General features: G+C 63.3%; 13 protein-coding genes. 6 read left to right on the forward strand and 7 right to left on the reverse strand.

Annotation, left to right across the window (positions count from 1 at the left end; genetic code table 11):
• Positions 1-55: 55 nt before the first annotated feature.
• Both C4J84_RS17450 and C4J84_RS17455 read right to left on the reverse strand, forming a co-directional pair.
• Positions 56-12952, reverse strand: coding sequence for a non-ribosomal peptide synthetase (locus tag C4J84_RS17450; protein ID WP_124435814.1), 12897 nt, complete (start codon positions 12950-12952; stop codon positions 56-58).
• A 51-nt stretch (positions 12953-13003) separates the two neighbouring features.
• On the reverse strand, positions 13004-13756 hold the full coding sequence (locus tag C4J84_RS17455; RefSeq protein WP_124435815.1) for a thioesterase II family protein: 753 nt from the start codon (positions 13754-13756) through the stop codon (positions 13004-13006).
• A gap of 301 nt (positions 13757-14057) precedes the next feature.
• On the opposite strand from C4J84_RS17455, the gene C4J84_RS17460 reads away from it, so the two are divergent.
• Positions 14058-14609 carry an RNA polymerase factor sigma-70 gene (locus C4J84_RS17460; protein WP_124363749.1) on the forward strand — a complete coding sequence of 184 codons (552 nt, stop codon included), beginning with the start codon at positions 14058-14060 and terminating at the stop codon, positions 14607-14609.
• A gap of 53 nt (positions 14610-14662) precedes the next feature.
• Here C4J84_RS17460 and C4J84_RS17465 read toward each other — a convergent pair whose 3' ends face one another.
• Both C4J84_RS17465 and C4J84_RS17470 read right to left on the reverse strand, forming a co-directional pair.
• Positions 14663-15451 carry an ABC transporter substrate-binding protein gene (locus C4J84_RS17465; RefSeq protein ID WP_124435816.1) on the reverse strand — a complete coding sequence of 263 codons (789 nt, stop codon included), beginning with the start codon at positions 15449-15451 and terminating at the stop codon, positions 14663-14665.
• Between the two features lie 90 nt (positions 15452-15541).
• The gene (locus C4J84_RS17470; protein WP_124367830.1) at positions 15542-16165 is read right to left on the reverse strand and encodes a TetR/AcrR family transcriptional regulator; all 624 of its coding nucleotides are present in this window, start codon (positions 16163-16165) and stop codon (positions 15542-15544) included.
• Positions 16166-16352: 187 nt separating this feature from the next.
• Here C4J84_RS17470 and C4J84_RS17475 point away from each other — a divergent pair, with 187 nt between their 5' ends.
• Positions 16353-16895, forward strand: coding sequence for an exonuclease domain-containing protein (locus C4J84_RS17475; RefSeq protein WP_124363752.1), 543 nt, complete (start codon positions 16353-16355; stop codon positions 16893-16895).
• A 200-nt stretch (positions 16896-17095) separates the two neighbouring features.
• Positions 17096-17377, forward strand: coding sequence for a pyrimidine/purine nucleoside phosphorylase (locus C4J84_RS17480; protein WP_124363753.1), 282 nt, complete (start codon positions 17096-17098; stop codon positions 17375-17377).
• 49 nt (positions 17378-17426) lie between these two features.
• On the opposite strand, the gene C4J84_RS17485 is transcribed toward C4J84_RS17480, so the two are convergent.
• Together C4J84_RS17485 and C4J84_RS17490 are read right to left on the reverse strand one after the other, a co-directional pair.
• Positions 17427-18230 (reverse strand): MOSC domain-containing protein, encoded by an 804-nt coding sequence (locus tag C4J84_RS17485; protein ID WP_124367832.1) that lies wholly within the window; start codon positions 18228-18230, stop codon positions 17427-17429.
• A 40-nt stretch (positions 18231-18270) separates the two neighbouring features.
• Entirely contained in the window at positions 18271-19206 is a 936-nt protein-coding gene (locus C4J84_RS17490) for a chemotaxis protein CheV (RefSeq protein ID WP_124435817.1), read from the reverse strand.
• Between the two features lie 549 nt (positions 19207-19755).
• Between C4J84_RS17490 and C4J84_RS17495 the strand changes: the two genes are divergently transcribed.
• The 3 genes from C4J84_RS17495 to C4J84_RS17505 all read left to right on the forward strand — a co-directional run bounded on the left by C4J84_RS17495 (position 19756) and on the right by C4J84_RS17505 (position 22078).
• Complete coding sequence (locus C4J84_RS17495) at positions 19756-20205, forward strand: hypothetical protein (protein WP_177412752.1); 450 nt, start codon at positions 19756-19758, stop codon at positions 20203-20205.
• A gap of 323 nt (positions 20206-20528) precedes the next feature.
• Positions 20529-21422: a sensor histidine kinase gene (locus C4J84_RS17500; protein ID WP_124436335.1), complete on the forward strand. Its 894-nt coding sequence runs from the start codon at positions 20529-20531 to the stop codon at positions 21420-21422.
• Positions 21419-22078: a response regulator transcription factor gene (locus C4J84_RS17505; RefSeq protein WP_124435818.1), complete on the forward strand. Its 660-nt coding sequence runs from the start codon at positions 21419-21421 to the stop codon at positions 22076-22078. Before C4J84_RS17500 ends, C4J84_RS17505 begins: the two co-directional genes overlap by 4 nt.
• On the opposite strand, the gene yegS is transcribed toward C4J84_RS17505, so the two are convergent.
• Complete coding sequence (gene yegS, locus C4J84_RS17510; protein WP_124435819.1) at positions 22037-22957, reverse strand: lipid kinase YegS; 921 nt, start codon at positions 22955-22957, stop codon at positions 22037-22039. The genes C4J84_RS17505 and yegS overlap by 42 nt on opposite strands.
• Positions 22958-23125 lie beyond the last annotated feature (168 nt).

Below are 23125 nucleotides of genomic sequence, written 5' to 3' on the forward strand. Positions count from 1 at the left end.
TGTCAGAATTGACAGTTCTGCTGGAAAAACCCGATCTTCCAGACCAACGGCCGCCTTACAATCCCTCCAGTTCCGCCATCAAATCACTCAACCGATCCACCTTCTCGGCACTGATCTCATTCCCCGCCAACCCCTCGATATACTCGGCCAGCTCCGCCACCGTGCTGCATTCGAACATCGCCCGCAGCGGCACATCCCGCTGCAGCGTCTTCTGCACCCGTGAAGCGATCTGTGTCGCCAGCAGCGAGTGTCCGCCCAGTTCGAAGAAGTTGTCCTGCACCCCTACCCGTTCGACCTTGAGCACTTCGGCCCAGATCGCGGCCAGGGCGGTTTCCAGTTCATTGCGCGGTGCCAGGTAGTCCTGGCTGTGCAACTGGCCGATCTCCAGGGCCGGTAGGGCCTTGCGGTCGAGTTTGCCGTTGGCGTTGAGCGGCAGGCGCTCAAGCCACAGCCAGTGCAGCGGCACCATGTATTCCGGCAGTTCGGCGCGCAGGCGTTGCTTGATACGGTCCAGGCGTTCGCCAGGGTTCAACGCCTCATCCGCAGCCACCAAATAGCCAACCAGGTGCTTGCCGTTGACGCCCTCCTGGACACCGACCGCCGCATCACGCACCTCGGGTTGTTCGTGCAGGCGCGCTTCGATTTCACCCAGTTCGATGCGGTAGCCGCGAATCTTCACCTGGTGGTCAACCCGCCCGACATACTCCAACACGCCGTCACTGCGTCGCCGTGCCAGGTCGCCGGTGCGGTACAGCCGCTCGCCTGGTGCGCCGAACGGGTTCGGCACGAACACCGGTGCGGTGCGCAACGGGTCGCTGACGTAACCCCGACCGACCCCGGTGCCGGCCACGCACAATTCACCGACGGCGCCTTGGGGCACCAATTCCAGTGCGCCGTCCAACAGGTACAAGCGGTTGTTGTCGGTGGGCATGCCAATCGGCAAATAGGTGCCCCGCGTCGAGGCCAGGTCGACGCGGTAGAACGCCACATCGTCCGAGCATTCCGCCGGGCCATAGGCGTTGACCAGGCCGATGTGCGGATAGCGCAACAGCCACTGGTGCGCCAGCTCCGGCGGCATCGCTTCCCCGGTCGGCAGCATCCAGCGCAGGCCGTCGAGGCGGATAGCGTCCTGGGCGAGCATGCCCTGGATCAGTGACGGCACGCTTTCCAGCACAGTAATGCCCTGTGCCTGGACATGGGCCAGCAAGCCCTGGGGATCATGGGCAAGGGTGTTGGGCACGATGTCTACCCGCGCGCCGAACAGCGGCGCGGCGAGGAATTGCCACACGGAAATATCGAAGCTTTGCGAAGCCGTCTGCGCGATTACATCCGTCTCGCTCAGTTGCAGGTAGGGCACCTTGCTCAACTGGTTATTGAGCATGCCGCGCTGTTCGACCATCACGCCTTTGGGCAAGCCGGTGGAACCCGAGGTATAGATCACATAGGCGAGGTTGTCCGGAGCGCTATAGACACCGGGATTCTCGCCACGGGCCGGGATTTCTTCCCACACCAGCAACTGGCAGTCGAAGCCTTCGAGCAGTTCGATCGCCTGTTCCCGGCAGGCTTCGCTGCACACCAGCAACGGTGTGCGGCTCAGGTCGATGATGCGGCTCAGGCGCTGGCTCGGCAGGCCCGGATCCAGCGGCAAGTAGCCGGCACCCGCCTTGAAGCTGCCGATGATCATGCCCAGCAGCTCCAGATTACGCTCGGCCAGCAACGCCACCGGCTGGTCCGGGCCGACACCCGCCGCCATCAGCGCATGCCCCAGGCCGTTACTGCGCCGGTTCAACTCGTCATAGCTCCATTGCCGGTCTAGACAACTGGCGGCGATACGCTGCGGATGCTGCGCCACCTGTTCCTCGAACAGCTCGATATAACTGCGCTGCAGCGGGTAGTCGTGTTCGCTCTGGTTGCAGCCGTGCACCAGGAATTCACGTTCCTGCTCGCCAATCAGCGCCAGCTCGGCCATGTCGCCATGGAAGCCCTGCACCAGCGCCAGCAGCAGGCGCTTGAACTCGCCGAGCATGCCTTGCACGGTGCTTTCATCGAAGTAGCGCTGGTCATAGGACAGGTGCAGGCCAAGATCATCGCCGGGGTAGCACACGGCGGTCAGCGGGAAGTTGGTGTGGGTGCGGCCGGAGTCCGAGGTAGCCTTCAGGCTTTGCGCGTGGCTCAGCACGGAGGTTTCCACCGGGGCGTTTTCGAACACGAACAGGCTGTCGAACAGCGGCTGGCCCTTGGGCAGTTCGCTGAGTTCCTGAATCGTTACCAGGGGCAGGTATTCGTACTCGCGCAATTGCATGTTGCTGTCGAGCAGGCCGCTCAGCCAGTCGCGCACGCTGCAACGCTGGTCGTCTGCCGGCAGTTTTACCCGCAGGGCGATGCTGTTGATAAACAGGCCGACGGTGCGTTGCATCTCGGGCATCTGCACCGGGCGCCCGGCCACGGTGACGCCGAACAGCACGTCACGCTCGCCGCTCAAGCGCCGCAGTACCAACGCCCAGGCCGCCTGGGCGAAGGTGTTGACCGTCAATTGGTGGGCTTGGGCCAGCTCGCGCAATTGCGCACCATCACGGGCATCCAGGCGGGTGTAACAATCGCCGACCACCATGCCGCCGCTGTGGCCTGCGTGTTCGCGCAGGAAGGGCCGGTCGCTCGGGATCGGCGTGGTGCGCTCGAACCCTTGCAGGTTGCGCTGCCACCACTGGCGCGCTTCGTCCAGGTCCTGGCGTTGCAGCCAGGCGATGTAGTCGCGGTAACGCGGCGGCGTCGCCAGTGGCGCATCGCGACCTTCGCCCAGGGCCCTGTAGATTTCGAAAAAATCATTCATCAAAAGCGAACGGCACCAGGCATCGATGAGGATGTGGTGATTGCTCATCATGAACCAGTAGCGCGTCTCGCCCACGCGGATCAGGCGCAGGTGGAACGGCGCCTGGTTGAGCAGATCGAAACCGGCTTCGCGTTCGGCCTTAAGCAAGGCTTGCAGACGCGGTTCGTGCTCGTGCTCGGGATCGGCGCTCCAGTCCAGGTATTCGATCGGCGTGCTGCCCGGCTTGTGGATCACTTGCAGCATGTCTTCGCCGACGTTCCAGCAGAACGAGGCCCGCAAGGCTTCGTGGCGGGCGATCACCCGTTGCCAGGCCTCGGCGAAACGCTCGGGGTCCAGGGCGCTGTCGATGCGGTAGCGGTCCTGCATGTAATACAGGCCGGTGCCCGGTTCCAGCAGGGTGTGCAGCAGCAGGCCCTCTTGCATCGGGGTCAGCGGGTAGACGTCTTCGATGGCGCTGGCGGGTACTGGCAAGCTGTCCAGTTGCGCCTGGGTCAGCTGGGCCAGCGGGAAGTCGGACGGTGTGAAGCCGCCAGCATCGTCTTCGAGACAATGGGCGATCAGGCTGTGCAGCTCGGCCAGATACGCCTCGGCCAGTGCGCGGATCGTCTGCTGATCGTGGCGTTCGCGGCTGAAGGTCCAGCGCAGCACCAGTTCGCCGCCGTACACCTGGCTGTCGACACTGAGCTCGTTGGGCAGCGGTGCGTCCGGATCGTGCGCGAGCCCGGCGGATTCATCCAGCGGATGGAACAGCGCATCGGCGCCGAAGCTCTGGTCGAACTGGCCGAGGTAATTGAAGGTGATCGCGGCGCTCGGCAACGCTGCGAGGGTGCGTTTGCACAGGTCGTCTGCCATGTAGCGCAGCACGCCGTAGCCCAGGCCTTTATGCGGCACGCCGCGCAGTTGCTCTTTGATCGCCTTGATCGAATCGCCCGGTTGCGCCTGCGGGGTCAGGCGCACCGGATAAGCACTGGTGAACCAGCCGACGCTACGGGTCAGGTCGATGTCATCGAACAGGCTTTCGCGGCCGTGGCCCTCCAGTTGAATCAACGCCGAATCATGGCCGCTCCAGCGGCACAGCACTCGGGCCAGGGCGGTCAGCAGCAGGTCGTTGACCTGGGTGCGGTAGGCGCTTGGCGCGTGTTGCAGCAATTGCCGGGTGCGTTCGGCATCCAGGCGCACGCTGACCGTCTCGGCGTCACGGTTGCGCCGTGCACCTTGTGGGCGAGCCACCGGCAACGCCAGCGCCGGGCCAGCCAACTGCGCTTGCCACAGGCTCAGTTCTTCGCGCAGGGATTCGCTGTGGGCATACGCCTGCAAACGCGCCGCCCACTCGCGCAACGCGCTGGTCTTGGCCGGCAGGCTGACGGACTGGCCATCGCTCAGTTGGCGATAAACAGTTTGCAGGTCTTCGAGCAACACGCGCCATGACACGCCGTCCACCACCAGGTGATGGATGACGATCAGCAGGCGCTGCTGGCCTTGGGGGCCGTCCACCAGCAAGGCGCGCAACAGCGGGCCGTGTTCCAGGTCGAGGCTGCGCTGGGTGTCGGTGAACAGCGCGGTGCAGTCGGCCATGTCGCGCACTTGCGCCTGCATCAGTACGCCACCTTCGGACACGGCCAGGTGTTCGGCGTGCCATTGGGCGTCGCGGCGGGTGAAGCTCAGGCGCAGCGCATCGTGATGCTCCAGCACCGCCAGCAGGGCCTGCTCCAGGCGGCGCGGGTCGAGCAGTTGCAGCGGCTTGAGCAGCAGCGCCTGGTTCCAGTGCTGACGCGCCGGAATATCGGTGTCGAAGAACCACTGCTGGATCGGCGTAAGGCCCGAGGCTCCGGTAATCACACCTTGCTCGGCGCTGACCTGCTCGGCGCGCGTGGCAACGGCGGCCAGGCTTTGCACGGTCTGGTGCTGGAACAGGTCACGCGGGCTGAAATGAATGCCCGCCTGCCGCGCCCGGCTGACCACCTGGATCGACAGGATGGAATCGCCGCCCAGCTCAAAGAAGTTATCGTCCAGGCCGACTTGCTGCAGGTTCAACACCGCGCACCAGATCGCTGCCAGGCTGTGCTCCAACGCGTTGCGTGGCGCCACGTAGTGTTGGCGATTCGCCTCGGGGTCCGGCTCGGGCAAGGCACGCCGGTCGAGCTTGCCGTTGGCGGTCAGCGGCATGCTGTCGAGCACCATCACATGGGCGGGCACCATGTAATCCGGCAGTTGCGCCTTGAGCCGGGCCTTCACCGCGTCGCGCAACGCGCCGTGCTCAGCGTCGCTGACCAGATACGCCACCAGCTGTTTGCCACTCGGCGAATCCAGCGCCAGCACCACCGCTTCGCGCACGGCGTCATGTTCCAACAGGCGGGTTTCGATCTCGCCCAACTCAATGCGGAATCCGCGAATCTTCACTTGATGGTCGATACGCCCCAAGTATTCCACCAACCCATCGGCACGTTGGCGCACCAAGTCACCGGTGCGGTACAGACGCCCGCCATTCGCCGCGAACGGGTCGGCGACAAAGCGCTCCGCCGTCATCCCCGCACGCTGGTGATACCCCTGGGCCAGGCCTGCTCCGCCGACATACAACTCACCGCTCGCGCCTTGCGGCACCAGGGCTAGGTCGGCATCAAGAATGTAAGCCACGCGTGCGCCGATGATGCTGCCAATCGGCACGCTGGCGGCGCCCTCTTCCAGTTGCTCCGGCGCCAGGCAGGCCAGTGGCATCACCACGGTTTCGGTCGGGCCATAGGCGTTGAAGAACACCTGTGGTTGGAAGGCGCTGCGAATGCGCTGCAGGTGTTCCCCGGTCAAGGCTTCACCGCCGGTGATGCACATGCGCACCGGCAGGGACTGCTGTTGCGTGGCCAGCCACTGCGCCAACTGGCTGCCGTAGCTGGGCGTAAACCCGAGGATGCTGATGCGGTGGGTGCGGATCAGCGTGCAGATTTCCTCGACATCCCACTGCCCCTGGGCGCGCACTACCACCTGGGCACCGCTGAGCAACGGCACCAGCAAGCGCTCGGTGGCGGCGTCAAAGTTGATCGAATAAAAATGCAGTTCGCAGTCGTCCGGGCGCATGCCGAAACGCTCGATCACCGCCTGGCAATGCATGGCGATTTCGCCATGGCACACCACTACACCTTTGGGCTTGCCGGTGGAACCGGAGGTGTAGATCAGGTACGCCGGGTGTTGCGCCAGGCTGATCATCGGCAGCTCGCCGGCCGGGTAGTTGCTCAGCAGCGGCAGGTCCTGTTCCAGGCACCAGGTCGCGACGCTCGCCGGCAACGGGCCGAGGGCTTCGAACATCGGCGCATCGCTGAGCAGCAGGCCGATGCCGCTGTCTTCGATCATGTAATGCAGGCGGTCCAGCGGGTATTCCGGGTCCAGCGGCACGTAGGCGCCGCCGGCCTTGAGGATCGCCAGCAGGCCGATGACCATTTCCAGCGAACGCGGCAGCGCCAGGCCGACGCGCACCTGCGGGCCGACGCCGCGCTCGCGCAGCATCCAGGCCAGGCGATTGGCGCGTGCATCAAGTTCGGCGTAAGTGAGCGTCACCCCGGCAAAGGTCAGCGCCGGCGCATCGGCACGCTTGCGCGCCTGCTCACTGAACAGCGGGTGAATGCACTGGTCGAGCCGATGCTCACCGGCCTCCACCCCGAGGCTGTCCTGCACGGCGCGCTGCTCGGTGGCGCTGAGCAGGGGCAATTCGCTGAGGCGTTGCTGCGGGTTGTCGATCAGCGCTTCCAGCAGGTTGCGCCAATGCTCAGCCATGCGAGCAATGCGCGGCTCGTCGAACAAATCGGTGCTGTAGGTCAGGCAGCAGCCCAGACGATGGTCGAGGTCAGTGACTTCCAGGTTGAGGTCGAACTTGGTAGCGCGGGCATCGTTGGCCAGGTACTCGACAGTCATGCCGGCCAGTTGGCGGCGTTGCTGGAACTCCCAGCGCTGCACGTTGCACATCACTTGGAACAGCGGGTTATATGCGGCGCTGCGCGGCGGTTGCAGCGCCTCCACCAGATGGTCGAACGGCAGGTCCTGATGGGACTGGCCTTCGATCACGGTGTGACGCACCTGCTCGAACAGCTGCGCGACATTCATCTGCCCATCGAGTTGGCAACGCACTACCTGGGTGTTGAGGAACGCACCGATCAGCCCTTCGCTTTCCGGACGGATCCGATTGGCTACCGGCGCGCCGATGCGCAGGTCGGTCTGGCCGCTGTAGCGGTAGAGCAACACGGCCAGGGTGGCGGTCATGGTCATGAACAGGGTCAGGCCATGCTCGGCGTTGAACGCGCGAACACGGGCGGCCAGCGCGTCGCTCAGGTCGAAGCGATACAGCTCGCCCCGGTGACTTTGCACCGCCGGGCGCGGGCGGTCACCAGGCAGCTCCAGCAGCGGGTGTTCGCTGCCCAGTTGCGCGGTCCAGTAATCCAGCTGGCGTTGGCGCTCGCCCGCTTCCAACCACTGGCGCTGCCACACGCTGTAGTCCAGGTATTGCACCGGCAGCGGCGCCAGCGGTGAGTCGCGCTCGTCGATAAAGGCTTCGTAGAGCGCGCTGAGTTCACGGGCAAAGATGTCCATGGCCCAGCCTTCGGTGACGATATGGTGCAGGGTCAGCACCAGGTAATGCTCCTGCTCACCTGCCTTGACCAGGCAAGCGCGCAGCAACGGCCCGGTTTCCAGGTTGAACGGCGTATGCGCTTCCTGATCCGCCAGTTGCTGCAAACGCTGCTGACGCTCGGTTTCAGTCAGTGCCGAGACGTCCTGCCAGTCCATGCGCAGGCCGGTCTGTGGCGAGACCTTTTGACAGGCCACGCCATCGACGCTCGGGAAGGTGGTGCGCAGGGTTTCGTGACGCATGATCAAGGCCTGCAGCGCCGCCTCGAAACGCCCCACATCCAGCACCCCGCGCAAGCGTGCCATGCCGCCGACGTTATAAGCCGGGCTGTCCGGTTCCATCTGCCAGAGGAACCACATCCGCTGCTGGGAATAGGACAGCGGCACGGGTTGGCTGCGGTCGACCCTGCCGATTGCAGTCTGTTGGTTGCGTTGGCCCGAGGCCTGGATCAACCCGACATGCTCGGCAAACGCACCCAGCTCGCTGGCGTCGAACAAGGTGCGCAACGGCAGTTCGACATCGCAGACCTGGCGGGTGCGGGAGACGATTTGCGTGGCCAATAGCGAGTGGCCGCCGAGGGCGAAAAAGTCGTCGCGCAGGCCAATACGGGGCAGCCCGAGCACTTCGCGCCAGATCGCGGCAATTTGCTGCTGCAACGGCGTTTCGGGTTCGACGTGTTCGCGGGTTTGCCACACCGGTTCGGGCAGTGCGCGGCGGTCGAGTTTGCCACTGGGGCTCAGGGGCATCGCGTCCAGGCGCATCAGGTAGGCAGGCACCATGTACTCGGGCAGGACAACGGCCAGGGCGGCTTTCACTGCCTGTGCATCCAGTTCGGCCGGGCCGGTGTAGTAACCGATCAACTGGCCGTCCCGCACCTGCACCACGGCGTGGGCGATGCCGTCCAACGCCAACAGGCGCGCTTCGATTTCCTGCGGTTCCACCCGAAAGCCGCGCAGCTTGACCTGCTGATCGAGACGGCCCAGGTATTCCAGCACGCCATCCACGCTCCAGCGCGCGCGGTCGCCGGTGCGATACAGACGCGCCCCGGCGGCGTCCAGTGGGTCGGCGACAAAGCGTTCAGCGGTAAGCCCCGCACGACCGAGGTAACCGCGCGCCAGGCCGATGCCGCCGATGCACAGTTCACCCGGCACACCGGCCGGCAGCGGGTTGAGCTGGTCGTCGAGCACCCGGCAGATCACATTGCCCAGTGGCCGGCCAATCGGCGAGCGCTCGCCGTCCTCCACGGCGCAGTGCCAATGAGTGACGTTGATCGCGGTTTCGGTCGGGCCATAACGGTTGTGCAGTTGCACCGCCGGCAGGCGCGCCAGGACGCGGTTGCGCAACTGCGCGGGCAAGGCTTCGCCGCCGGAGAACAGCCGGCGCAGGCTGGTGCATTCGGCCACCAGCGGTTCGTCGATAAACACCTGCAACAGCGGCGGCACGAAGTGCAACGTGGTCACGCCATGTTCCTGCACCAATTGCGCGATGCGATGAGGATCACGGTGCTCGCCAGGGCCGGCCAGTACCAGACGGCACCCTGTGATCAGCGGCCAGAAGCACTCCCACACCGACACGTCGAAACTGATCGGCGCCTTTTGCATCAGCACGTCGCTGGCATCCAACGTGTAGGTGGCCTGCATCCACTGCAACCGCTCGGCCAGCGCCGCATGGGTATTGCCCACGCCCTTGGGCTGGCCGGTGGAGCCGGAGGTGTAGATCACGTAGGCGAGGTTGTCGCCGTGCAGGTGCAGGCCCGGTGGCTGGGTCGGCCAGCGGTCCAGGTGCAGGCTGTCCATGGCGATCACACACACGCCTGCCACCGTCGGCAGTTGTTCCAGCAGTGCGGTTTGGGTCAACAGCAAGTGCACGCCGCTGTCCTCGAGCATGTAGGCCAGGCGCTCGGTGGGGTAATCCGGGTCCAGCGGCACATAAGCGCCGCCGGCCTTGAGGATCGCCAGCAAGCCGATCAGCAACTGCGGCGAACGCTCGGCGGCGATGCCCACGCAGACGTCCGGGCCGACGCCCTTGTCGCGCAGGTAATGCGCCAGGCGGTTGGCCTGGGTATGCAACTGGGCAAAGCTCAGGCTGCCAGCTTGCCAGACCAGCGCAGTGGCGTCCGAAGTGTGCTGGTTGAGCAGCTCGGGCAACCACTGCCGGGCCGGCGCGCACGGTGCCTGGCTCCATGCCTGTTGCTCGTCCTCTGCGGTCAGTTTCAGCTCGCCCACAGCTTGCTGCGGTTGTTCGCAGACCGCTTGCAGCAGGTGAATGTAATGCTCGGCCAGGCGCTGCACGGTTGCCGGCTCGAACAGCTCATCGGCGTAGTCGAAGGCCAGGCTCAAGCGCCCGGTGCGGTCTGCTTCGCTGTGCAGTTGCAGGTCGAACTTGGCTTCACGGCTGTGCCACGGCAGTTCCTCGGCGAGCAGCCCCGGCAGGCGGCGCAGGGCGCTGAGGTCACGTTGCTGGTGGTTGAACATGACTTGGAACAGGCCCTGTTCCCGCGCCTGGGGGAAGGCCTCCAAGAGTTGTTCGAACGGCAGATCCTGATGCGCCTGGGCGTCCATTGCCGCCTGGCGTGTCGCGGCCAACAGCTGGTTGAAAGGCTGGCGCCCGTCGAGCTCGGCACGCAATACCAGGGTGTTGATGAAGAACCCGACCAGCCCTTGGGTTTCCTGGCGTGAGCGATTGGCATTGGGCACGCCGATGCGGATATCGCGCTGGCCGCTGTAGCGATACAACAGCGTCTGGAACGCGGCCAGCAGCAGCATGAATGGGGTGGCTTCATGGGCCTGTGCAGTCTGGCGAATCGCGTCACTGAGCTTGGCGCTCAGGCGTACGGTATGGCGCGAGGCGCTGTTCAGACGCTGCGCAGAGCGCGGGTGGTCAGTGGCCAGGTCGAGCGTCGGGTGATCGCCCTCAAGCGTTGCCTGCCAGTACGCCAGTTGCCGCTGGCCTTCACCTGCGGCCAGCCATTGGCGCTGCCAACTGCCGTAGTCGGCGTATTGCAGGCTCAGTGGCGGCAGCTCCAGGAGTTGGCCCTGGGACGCGGCCGCGTAGAGACGGGAGAACTCGTCAATCAGAATAGTCAGCGACCAGCCATCGGCGATGATGTGGTGCAGGGTGACCAGCAACTGGTGGTCTTCTTCATCCAGGCGCACCAGGGTCACCCGCAGCAGCGGGCCTTTTTCCAGGTCGAACGAAGTACGTGCCTGGTCTTCGCGGATTTGCTGCGCGCGGGCTTCGCGCTCGGCGCCGGGCAGGTCGCTGAGGTCGATGACGTGCAGGTCGAACGCCACGTTGGACTCGATGCGCTGGAACCCTTCGCCGTCACGCTCATAGAAACGCGTGCGCAGGGCTTCGTGGCGCTGGACCAAGTGCTGGAAGCTTGAGCGCAGCGCGTCTTCGTCCAACGCGCCGCGCAGGCGCAGGGCGCCGGGAATGGTGTAGGCGCTGCTGTCGGGGTCCAGCTGCCAGGTGATCCACAAGCGGTTCTGGGCCAGGGATTGCGGCAGCTCGTGCTGGCGCGACAGCGCAGCCATTGCGCCTTGTGCAACGCCGCCGGCCTGCTGCACCTGCGCGACGCTGGCGGCGAAGCCTTGCAGGGTGGGCGCCTCGAACAGTAGGCGCAGGTTCAGCTCCAGGCCCAGGGTTTCACGCAGGCGCGCGACCACCTGGGTGGCGCTGATGGAGTTGCCGCCGAGCAGGAAAAAATGATCATCGGCGGCAACCGTGGCCACTTGCAGCTGCTCACACCAGATCGCGGCGATCTGCTGTTGCAGGGCCGACGCCAGCGCGACCTCACTCGCCGGCGCTTGCACCTCGGGAAACTGCGCATAGCGGTCGAGGCTGCCATCGGCATAGCGCAGCGCACACGCCGCCCGTTGCACCTTGCCGCTGGAGGTTTTCGGCAGCGCGCCAGGATTGAGCAGCACCACCACGCTAGGCGCCTCTTGGTAAGCCTCGGCCACCGCTTGGCGAATCGCCTTGATCAGCGCTTCAGGCGGCAGGATTTTCTGCACGCTGCGGCTGATTTCCGCAGCGATACCGATGCCTTCCAGGCCCTGATCATTCACCGCAAAGGCCGCCACCCGGCCTTTGCGCACCGCCTCGACCTCACGTTCGATGGTTTGCTCGATGTCCTGTGGATACAGGTTGTGCCCGCGCACGATCAGCAGGTCTTTCAAGCGCCCGGTGATGTACACCTCACCGTCACGGATAAACCCCAGGTCGCCGGTGCGCAGCCAGGTCCGGCCGGCGTGCTGGACGAATGTCTTGGCGGTGGCTTCAGGGTTGCGCCAGTAACCCTGGGCGATGCTCGGGCCGCTCGCCCAGAGTTCGCCCACGCAGTTGTCGGCCAACTCGCTCAGCGTGTGGGGATCGGCGATCAGCACGGCGTGGTCCGGCTGGTGAGTGCCGCAACTCATGACGGCCCTGCCCTGCCCCGGCGCGGCGCGGTTGGCGGCCAGCGCGTGCTCATCGACGTGCAGCGCAGGGATGCCTTGGCCACGGGTGCCGCCCGCGACGAACAGGGTCGCCTCGGCCAGGCCGTAGGAAGCAAAGAAATTGTTTGAGGTGAAACCGCAGGCAGAGAACTTCTCGGCAAAACGTTCCAGGGTGTCCAGGCGGATCGGTTCGGAACCGGAATAGGCCACGCGCCACTGGCTCAGGTCCAGGCGTTCCAGGGCCGACTCGCTGACCCGTTCGCTGCACAGGCGGTAGGCGAAATCCGGGCCGCCGCTGATGGTGCCGCCGTATTCGCTGATCGCTTCCAGCCAGCGTAACGGCCGCGCCAGGAAGTAGGCCGGCGACATCAACACGCACGGCACGCCGCTGAAGATCGGCTGCAGCAGGCCGCCGATCAGGCCCATGTCGTGGTAGAGCGGCAGCCAGCTGACGATGACGTCGTGCGGGTTGAGGTCGATGCCAAAGCCGCGACGGATCAGCACTTCATTGGCCACCAGATTGCCGTGGCTGACTTGCACGCCCTTGGGCAGGGCGGTGGAGCCGGAGGTGTATTGCAGGAATGCGATGTCGTCGGGTTGCAGCTCGGGGGCGACCCAGTGATCGGCCAGCTGTGCGTCGAGGGTGTCTACGCTCAAGACTGGTGGTGCGTTGTCAATCTGCGCCAGGCTTTCGCCGAGGCTGGCGATGGTCAGCAGCAGGCGCGGCTCGGCATCGCTGATGATCGACAGCAAGCGCTCCTGGTGATGTCGCTTGGTGGATTCCGGCGGGTAGGCCGGTACCGCGATCACCCCGGCGTACAGGCAGCCGAAGAACGCCGCGACATAGTCCGGGCCGCTGGGGAACAACAGCACTGCGCGCTCGCCCATCGCGACATCGGCTTGCAAGGCGGCAGCGATGGTGCGGGCGCGTTGGTCCAGGTCACGGTAGCTGAGCACCACGCTGTGCTCGGCGGACTCGGCCAGAAAGCGCAGGGCTATCTGGTCCGGCGTCTGTGCGGCACGGCGTTGGAGGGACTGGACCAGGGTGCGGGGAAGTTCGAAGGCGTCCATCATGGGGTTCCTGCCTGAAATCGGCTTACGGGAAAGTCGGGAAGTCGGTGAGATTCAGCCGGCGGCCAGTTGCCGCGCCGCGCCAAGGCGCCAGCGGGCCAGGTGCTCGTCGGCATAGCGGCGCACACAGCGCAGCACGGCGCTTTCGTGCTGCACGAGGAAGAAGTGGTGACCGTCGAACATGTCGAGGGAAAAGCCGCTGGCGGCCTCGAGCTGCCAGTCGAGCAATTGGTCGGCGCGCACGCTGTCCTGCTTGCCGCCGAACACATGGATCGGCACGCCCAGGGGCTCGCGCTCGCCATAGGTGAAGCTGCCGCAGAGCAGGAAATCGGCGCGCAGGATCGGCAGCATCAACTCCATCAATTCAGGATTGGCCAACGCGGCGTCGCAGGTGCCCTGCAGTTCGCGCAAGCGGGCGATCAGTTGTTCGTCGGTCTTTTCGATGGCGTATTCGCTGACATCGCGCCGCGCCGGGCCGGCGGTGCCGGAGGCGAACAACGCCAGCGGCGCCGGCACATTGCGCGCTTTCAATGCATGGGCCAGTTCGAACGCCAACAGGCCGCCGAGGCTGTGGCCGAACAACGCATAGGGGCCATTGAGGTCGCGGCTGATTTCAGTCGCGAGCTGGGCAGCCAAGGCCTTGATATCGCGCTGCAGCGGCTCGCCCATGCGCATGCCACGCCCTGGCAATTCCAGCGGGCACACCTGCAACCAATCCGGCAGCACGCGGCGCCAACGTGCGTAGACCGAGGCGCTCGCGCCGGAATGGGGCAGGCAGAACAGGCGCAGCGGCGTTGGCGTACTCATCACCCGAGGACTCCAAGCTGAAACACGCTGTGTGCACGATAAAAACCCATTTCGCCCTCCTGCGGGTGCTGATCCTTGGCCGTTTGTTTACAGGCCTGTCACCCAGAAGAACGGACGGACCCGGCAAATAATTAGTCGCCGGGGGCGAGCGAGACGCGGTTCACACCTTACCGCAAGGCATAAGATTAGTTCGCCTTCTCATTTGACAATCATTATCATTCAGCATAATTTGTTGCCCGATGTGTAGGAGGCCTCAGCAAGGACGCCCTCCCCTAACCTCTTTTGCAACCAGGTGATTTCCATGACGGAACCAGTATCCACAGGCAGGTGCGACTCACCACTTCTCCAGGCGTTCGTCGACAATCGACTGATCCTGGTGAAGATCGCGGCACGTATTACCGGCTGTCGTTCCCGCGCCGAGGATGTGGTGCAGGACGCTTATTTTCGGCTGCAGTCGGCCCCAACGATCACCTCTTCGTTCAAGGCCCAACTGAGCTATCTGTTCCAGATCGTGCGCAACCTGGCGATCGATCACTACCGCAAGCAGGCTCTGGAGCTCAAGTATTCCGGGACCGAAGAGGAAGGCTTGAATGTGGTGATCCACGGCGCTTCACCGGAAACTTCCCATATCAATTTCAACACCCTGGAAAACATCGCCGACGCCCTGACCGAGCTGCCGCAGCGCACCCGCTACGCCTTCGAGATGTACCGCCTGCACGGCGTACCGCAGAAGGATATCGCCAAGGAACTCGGGGTTTCGCCGACCTTGGTGAACTTCATGATCCGCGATGCGCTGGTGCACTGCCGCAAAGTGTCGGGCAACCACAGCGATACGTTTGCGCGCAGGGTCTGAAAAACACATGTGGGAGGGGCCAAGCCCCCTCCCACATTTGATTTCCAGCGCTCTCAGGGGACTGGCATTACATCGATGCGATACGGCTCGAAGATCTTGAGCATCTGGCCATTATCCCGCAGCTGCTTGAGCAACCCGGCAAACGCAGGCCCGGTGATCGGGGCTTTGGGCCGTAGCAACGCGTAATGGTGATAGACCTGGTCGATGCGCTCCGACACCAGGAATGTTCCCGCCATCTCGATATTGCGCACCATGAAGTCACTCAGGTACGAACGGGTGACCAAGGCGATATCAGCACGCCTGCGGGCGACCATCAGCAAGTTGCTGTCATGGGAGTACGTCAACGTTGCGTTGAAGTGCTCGGCCAGGTACTTGGGGTCGGGGTTGAAGTTCGCGAAGGCGTAGTGATAGCCGCTGAACACCGCCAGGCGTTTGCCGGCAAGGTCGCTGAAATAGCTTTGGTCGCGACCGGGCTCACGCTCGGCGACGAAGATTTCAGCGTCTTCCAGGCCCATGTCGACGCTGGTATGGGCCACGTCTTTCCAGCCCCAGGACGGGTTTTCAAAGATCGCCATGTCGACCCGGCCTTGCTCGAAATCGCGAAAACGCCTGGGGATCGAAGTGGGCACCAGCACAAACTGATAGTCGCTTTGCACGGCGTTCAGCGCTTCGACCAATTGCGGCAGCAATCCGGTATCGGCGCCTTGCTCAGGGCGTACGGTATACGGCGGAAAATGTGCCGCGCCGATCCTCACCAACTGCGCGGCGCTGGCCTGCGTCCACCCTGCGGTACCCAATGCCCAAAATGTCAGTCCTGCAGCCAGCCGCCATGGCGAAAACATCTAGGCACACACCGTGAATTCTATGATGGCGATAAGCTAGGCGTTTTTCCCTGGGGAGACAATGTTCACCCGCAAATTAATAGCCGCACTTCAGTCCGCCTTGAGCACCATCAACAGCGCTTCGTCGGCCAGCTCTTCGAGGGTCAGGCTGCCTTGGGTGCGAAACCACGTGGTGGTCCAGGATAACGCGCCGGTCAGGAAGCGCCGGGTGATGAACACGTCGCCCCTGATATAACCGGCGGCCTTGGCTTCGCCCAGTACCTGCAGCCAGATGTCCTCATACACATCGCGCAGGGCCAGTACCTGAGCCTGACCATCGGCAGACAACGAGCGCCATTCATACACCAGCACCGCCATCGCCTCACCGCTGCCGCCCATGATCGACTGCAATTCGCAGCGGATCAGCGCCAACACGCGCTCGCGCACCGTGCTCGCTGCTTCCAGCGCAGCCCGCACCATCGCGGTGTTGTAGAGGATGGTTTCTTCCATCACTGCGCGCAGGATCTCGTCCTTGCTCTTGAAGTGATGAAAGATGCTGCCGGACTGAATGCCCACCGCACTGGCCAGGTCGCGCACGGTGGTGCGCTCGAAGCCCTTGTTGCGAAACAGGTGCGCCGCGGTTTGCAGCAACTTGCCCCGGGCACTCTCGGGGTCGGTCAATTGCCCAGCGTCGACCAGGGTGCGCATCACCCGCAGGGCTTGGGGGTCGTCCATGCTGCTGTCCCTCATGTCTACTATCGTCTTGGGCGGCAATTTAGGCCGTGGCCGCCACCCGAGCAAGCGCTTGGGCAAAACTTGTGTACGGGGTTTACCAACCAGGCGAATCAGCCCCCTGGGCGGAACTACAAGGCCCGGCTACGCTCTATCCCCATCAGGACAGGAACAGTACGGGAACCTGCGCATGCCTCATTGGCTGATTATTGACCTTGAAGCCACCACGGATGACGGCGGCTGGCCCGTGACGGAGATGGAAGTCATCGAAATCGGCGCAAGCCTGGTCAACCGCCAGGGCCGCGAGCTGGATCACTTCCAGCGCTTCGTGCGCCCCCTGCGGCGGCCGCTGCTGACGCCTTTTTGCCGCCAATTGACCCATATCACCCAAGCCAATATCGACGCGGCAACGCCGATCACCGAGGTGTGGCCGCTGTTCGAGCGCTGGCTGGGCCAGCATCAGGCACGCCTGGAAGGCTGGGCCAGCTGGGGCGACTACGATCGCGTGCAGCTTGAGCTGGAGTGGCAACGCCATGGCCTGGCCAGCGCGCTCGGCCAGACGCCCCATGTCAACCTCAAGCAACGGTTCGCCAAGGCCCGGCGGCTGGACAAGCCCTTGGGGCTTAATGGCGCGCTGCAATTGGCGGGGATGCAGTTCAGTGGCCAGCAGCATCGGGCGCTGGAGGATGCGCGCAACACCGCACGCCTGTTGCCGCTGATTTTGCCGGTCTAGGCAGCTCTGAAAGGCTTGGGCATACTGATCAACCTTTTTGCCTTAATGCTGCCCACCTGTAGGAGCGAGCTTGCTCGCGAAGATCGCCAACGATAACGCAGCGCATCTGGTTTGACGGGGTGCTCTCAGGTTTTTCGCGAGCAAGCTCGCTCCTACAGTGGCTGGCGTAAGTTCTGACCCTTTTTTCCGAGGACTCACTCATGTTCAAAGTCAACGAATACTTCGACGGCACCGTCAAGTCGATCGCTTTCGGCACCGCGGAAGGCCCAGCGACCATCGGCGTGATGGCCCCGGGTGAATACGAGTTCGGCACCGACCAGCGTGAAATCATGCACGTCGTTTCCGGCGCGCTGATCGTCAAACTGCCTGACGCCGAGTGGGAAACCTTCGCCGCCGGCAGCCAGTTCAACGTCCCGGCCAACAGCAAATTCCAGTTGAAGGTTGGCGTAGACACCGCTTACCTGTGCGAATACCGCAGCTGAGCCTGACTCGGCGCAAAAAAATGCCCGTCTCCTGCGAGACGGGCATTTTTTATTCCAGCACCGTTACCGGCATCCCGACTTCCAACTGGCCAACCCCATCGTTGACCAGGTTCTGACCGAACATCGCGCCCTTCTCGGTGCTGCGATAGGCCTGCAGGGTGGCGAACGGCTCGCGGTCCGGGCTGCGCTCGCCGGTCTGGGGGTCGACGGTCGTGAGAATGCAGCGTGAACAAGACTTGACCACGCGAAACTCCACATCGCCGATGCGCAAGCGTTTCCAGCCATCCTCGGCAAAGGCCTCGCCGCCTTCGATCACCAGGTTGGGACGAAAGCGCAGCATTTCCATCGGCCGGCCAATATGCGCGCACAAATCGTCCAGGGAAGCCTGGCCGATCAGCAGCAAGGGGTAGCCGTCGGCAAACCCCACTTGATCGTCATCCCGGCCAAAACCGGCCTGGGTCGAGCGTGCACGCTCCAGGGGCATATGCACCAGGCGCGTGGGCTTGCCGATGAAGGCGCTGACCCAGGCCGCCGCCGCATCGCCCGCGTCCGGCACGCGCAGGGTGTCGTGCCAGATGGTCACACCGCGCAATGCATCGGCGCCGGGCAATGCCACGTCGAGCGTCCCATAGCCAGGCGAGCTGAGGGTCAGGCCGCCCGCCGCGTTCCACAGCGCCGTCAACTGGCTCATCTTCGCCACGGCGCGTTGCGTAAGGAAGCGCCCGCTGGCTTCGTCCACCAGCATCCAGCGTCGATCCCCTGCCAGCCCGAGTTTATCCAGGCCACTCTGCTGCAAGGCCTCGGCCTTGCCGGATTTCAAGGGGTAACGGTACAACGCGCTGAGACGGAGCATGAGCCTGCATTCCTGGGGAACAAAGTGGCATACCCTAGTGTCATGCAGGCACTTCGTCCAGCATCAGTCGTTGACGCACCACATCCACCAGCTTGTCCGGCTGGAATTTGGAGAGGAAATTGTCACAGCCGACCTTCTTGACCATCGAGTCATTGAAGCTCCCCGACAGCGAGGTGTGCAGCACCACGTAGAGGCCACGCAGGCGCGGGTCATTGCGAATTTCGGTGGTGAGGCGGTAGCCGTCCATCTCGGGCATTTCGGCGTCGGTGAAGATCATCAGCAGCTTGTCGGTCATCATCTGGCCGCTGTCGGCCCAGGCCTTGAGCATGTTCAGCGCCTTGAGGCCGTCGCTGGCGATGTGCATCTTCACGCCCAACTGGCCCAGGGTGTCCTTCAACTGCGACAGCGCTACGTTGGAGTCGTCCACCAGCAACACTTCACGGCCACGGGCGCGTTCCAGCACTGGGTCCTCGAGTTTTTCCCGGGAGACCTTGGCGTTATAAGGCACGATTTCCGCCAGGACTTTTTCCACATCGATAATTTCCACCAACTGGTCATCGACCTTGCTGATGGCAGTGAGATAGTGCTGGCGCCCCGCGCTGGCCGGCGGTGGCAGGATGGCTTCCCAATTCATGTTGACGATGCGGTCGACGCCGCCCACCAGGAACGCCTGCACCGAACGGTTGTACTCGGTGACGATAATGGTGCTGTTGGGCCCTGGCACCAGGGGGCGCATGCCGATGGCCTGGGACAAGTCGATCACCGGCAACGTCTGGCCACGCAGGTTGACCACGCCGCAGACAAACGGATGGCGCTGCGGCATCAGGGTCAGCTTGGGCAGTTGCAGCACTTCCTGCACCTTGAACACGTTGATCGCGAACAGCTGCCGCCCGAACAGGCGGAACATGAGAATCTCCAGGCGATTCTCACCCACCAATTGCGTGCGTTGATCTACGGTGTCGAGAATGCCGGCCATTAAGAGCTCCTGGTGTGCACATGGGTTGCGCGCTGAGAGGGTGTGCAGTTCGTATAAGCAAGTTATCGGCGGCAAGCGCCAGACCTTGACCCCGCTAAAATGCCATGTAAATACATTGATGTCACACTGACATCATGCTTTACTGCATCAGCCCTGTCCTCGGGCTGCGTGGGCCTTGCACGACACTCCAATCGGCGTGCGGTTCCATGACGTAGGGGATTCCCCTATGCGCAATCAGGCCCGACCTGATATTCGCGATATCTAATAGCCATTAATGTGACGCCATTCTCATTGCATGAATGGAGTCAGGCTTTTGTTTGCCATCCCACGCCCTAGGCCCATGGGCCTTCCAGGCACTCACGTATCGGCAACTGAAGTCGTGTCATCCCGCTCAACTGGGACTACGCACGACTTTCGTGAGCATTTCAATAAATGTCCTACTGGAATATCGGAATCAGCCTACAAGCTCAAATCATATTTCAGCGCTAGTTTTAAGCTATTCACCCGGTGCGACATCTCATCACCCGAGCTTGAGTTGCGGAGACATGCATGATGAATAGCGCGAAAGAATGGCAAACGGCACTTCCCGAGTTTCTGCTGGAGGCCGAAATGCTGCTGATCAAGTCCCAAGAGTGCTTGAGCCACCTGCATTTGATCCGCAACGACAGCGACGCCATCGACTGCATGAAAACCAGCCTCGCCAAACTGGCTGAAAAGGCCGACAGCCTGGCGCTGCAGGCGATCAGCGAGTTCTCGCGGCACCTGCAGGACCTCATTGCCAACGCCGAAAACCCGATGCAACTGCATGACCAGGCACTGGATGCGTTACATGACTGCCTGACGCTGCTGGCCTGGCAATTGGAGCTGATCGACACGCGCACCGGTGAGTTGGCCCTGGACGAGACCGAGCAAACGTCGTTGATCGCGACGGTTACCTTGCAGATTCCGCAAAAGGATTTCCGGCATAAACCACAGCAGCGGTTGCATCATGCGTCCTGAGTCCCAAGCATGTCACCGACGATAGCTGACCTGTCCAAAAACGACCGATAACGGCGAGAAAGGCAGAAATATCACTTAGCCATCTACGCAATAACTATACAAACCAACTTTACCAATACAACTTTTTCAACTCTGGGATTACCCCCCAGAGTATTTGCGCGGGCCATAAACCAATCAGGCGACCAACGGTAACAGGGGTGGTACTATGCCCCCACTCGAAGTGACTCAACTTCATCATGGTTAAACACGATTCGGCAGCGTATTCCAAACAGAGCCCGGCCAACCGGTCTCCCCGCAGCGAACCCTCAGTGGCTCCATCCGCTATGTACGCCAACCTCAAGCCCCTTTTCTCAAGGTCTGTGTCGCGCAGCAACGCACGCCGCATCGTCCTTGCGCTGTGCCTGTGTTCGTTGTCGGTCAGCGTGTGGGCCTACGCGCATGCTTCGCCCTGGTCGCTGCTGATCCTGCTGGTCAACCTGGCCACGCTGGCGGTGGTGGGCCTGCACCAATGGCGTTCACGCAAATCCATCAAATTCCAACCCCAGGAATTGGCCGACCGACTGTTGCAGGTCCAGGAAAACGAACGCCATCGCCTCAGTCGCGAGCTGCACGACGACATCGGCCAACTGCTGACCGCCGCCAAGCTGCAAAGCGAATGGCTGCAGCGTCGCCTGCCGCCAGAGCTGCACGACCACTGCACGGTGCTGTGCAACACCCTCGACGAAACCCTGGCCAAAGTGCGCGACGTGTCGGCCATTCTCAACCCGCGCCAGTTGGCCAGCCTGGGCCTGGAAGCCAGCTTGCGCGCGCACCTGCTCAAGACCCTGGAAAACACCTCGGTGTGCTGGAGCCTGGAATGCCAGCAACGCCTGACCGGTATTCCTGAAGAAATGGCCGTGGCGGCGTTTCGCATCACCCAGGAAGCCGTGACCAACATGCTCCGTCACGCCCAGGCACACAACCTGCGGGTGTGCCTGCGGCGCCTGCCCGAAGGCTTGTCGCTGATGATCTGCGATGACGGCCAGGGCTTTTCGCCGGCTACCGACCCAGGCCTTGCGGGCCAACGCGGCATGGCCGGCATGGCCGAGCGGATAGACCAGCTGGGCGGCACCTTGTCGGTCAGCAGCCAGCCAGGCCAAGGCACGCGGATCGACGCGCTTTTCCCCTGGGCGCCCCGCGCCCTCGAACGGGCCAGTTCCCCTAAGGGTTTCGAGTGACCTGCAATTTACTCCTGGTGGATGACCACGCGCTGATTCGCGCAGGCGTGCGTGCGCTGGTCCTGGACATGCCCGGCTACGACGTGATCGGTGAAGCCAGCGATGGCGCGCAGGTGCTCGCGCAATTTCGCGCCCTGCAACCGGATATCGTGCTGCTGGACCTGTCGATGAAACACACCAGCGGCCTGGATGCCTTGCAGGAACTCAAGGGCGCCTATCCCCTGAGCAAAGTGCTGATCCTGTCGATGCACACCGACCCCGACCTGATCATGCGCGCGCTGGAATCAGGTGCCCACGGCTACCTGCTCAAGGACATGACCGCCAACGAGCTGGAACACGCCCTGCATGCCTTGCGCAACAACGAGCGCTACCTGAGCCCGGCGATCGCCCACACCGTGATCAATCAAGCACTGATCCGCAGCAACGGCCATGCGACGTCCGCGCCCCATAGCCACAACTTGACGGCGCGCCAGTTGGAAATCCTGCGCCTGATCGTGCGTGGCAAGTCCACCCGGGAAATCGCCCACGGCCTGGGCCTGAGCATCAAGACGGTAGAAGCGCATCGCTCGCAGATCATGAAGCGCCTGCAGATTTTCGACGTGGCGGGCCTGGTGTTATTCGCGGTGCGCGAGCAGATCATCAGCCTGGACGACTAGGGGCGAACCCAGCGGCAGGTGCACGCGCAGCGCCTTGGGCAGGGCCTCGAAATGCAGATCATCGCCCTCCAGCGGCTCGCCATCGAGGTTGATGTACAAACCCTGCGCCACCTTGATATTGACCCACGGCAGGCGTGCCCGCACGAACATGGTGTCCAGGCCCCAGCCGTTGCTCATCAATTCGCGCAAGGTGCCGACTACCTCCTGGGGCGCCGGCAGGATGCTGATGTCCAGCAGGCCATCATCGGCCAGCGCCTCCGGGCACAGCACATGCCCGCCCCCGGCCTGGCGCCCGTTGCCGATCCCCAGCGCGAGCAGCTCGCCTTTCCAATGGAAATCCGGGCCTTCCAGCTCACCGTAGGCAGCCTTCAATTCACTGAAACGCGACAAACCGGTGAACAGGTAGGCGGCACCGCCGAGGATTTTCTTCAGGTCTTCGGAGGTGTTGGCGGTGACTTGGCTACCGAAACCGCCGGTGGCCATGTTCAAGAATATCTGCCCGCCGACCTGGCCCAGGTCAATCGCCCTCGGTTCAACATCCAGCAACGCCAGGGCACCAGCCGGCTCCAACGGCACGCCGGCGGCCTTGGCGAAGTCATTGGCGGTGCCCAGCGGCATCAGCACCAGGCTGGCATCGGTATTGGCGTGAGCCATGGCTTCGGCCACATCGCGCAGGGTGCCGTCGCCACCGCCGGCGATGATGTGGGTGTAACCGTCGGCCAGGGCTTCATTGACCAGGCGCTGGGCATCGCCACCTTCCCAGGTCACCCGCACTGCCAGCGCCCAACCCTGCTCACGCCGGGCCAGCACGGCCGCGCGCACGTCCTCGTTGAGGGCTTGTTTGCCGTGGAGGATCAACAGGGCTCTGGCGGTGGTCATTTGGGGAACTCTCCTGGGTCAAGATGCTTGCAGGATGTTGACCCTTGGGGATGAGGAAAAGTCTGTGGCTGGACAAATTTGATTGATGTACGCAGATCAACATGTGGGAGGGGGCTTGCTCCCGATAGCGGTGGGTCAGCTCTAGTTAAGCTGACTGATACACCGCCA

Origin of the sequence: Pseudomonas sp. R11-23-07 (assembly GCF_003852295.1) — a bacterium.
GTDB lineage: Bacteria > Pseudomonadota > Gammaproteobacteria > Pseudomonadales > Pseudomonadaceae > Aquipseudomonas.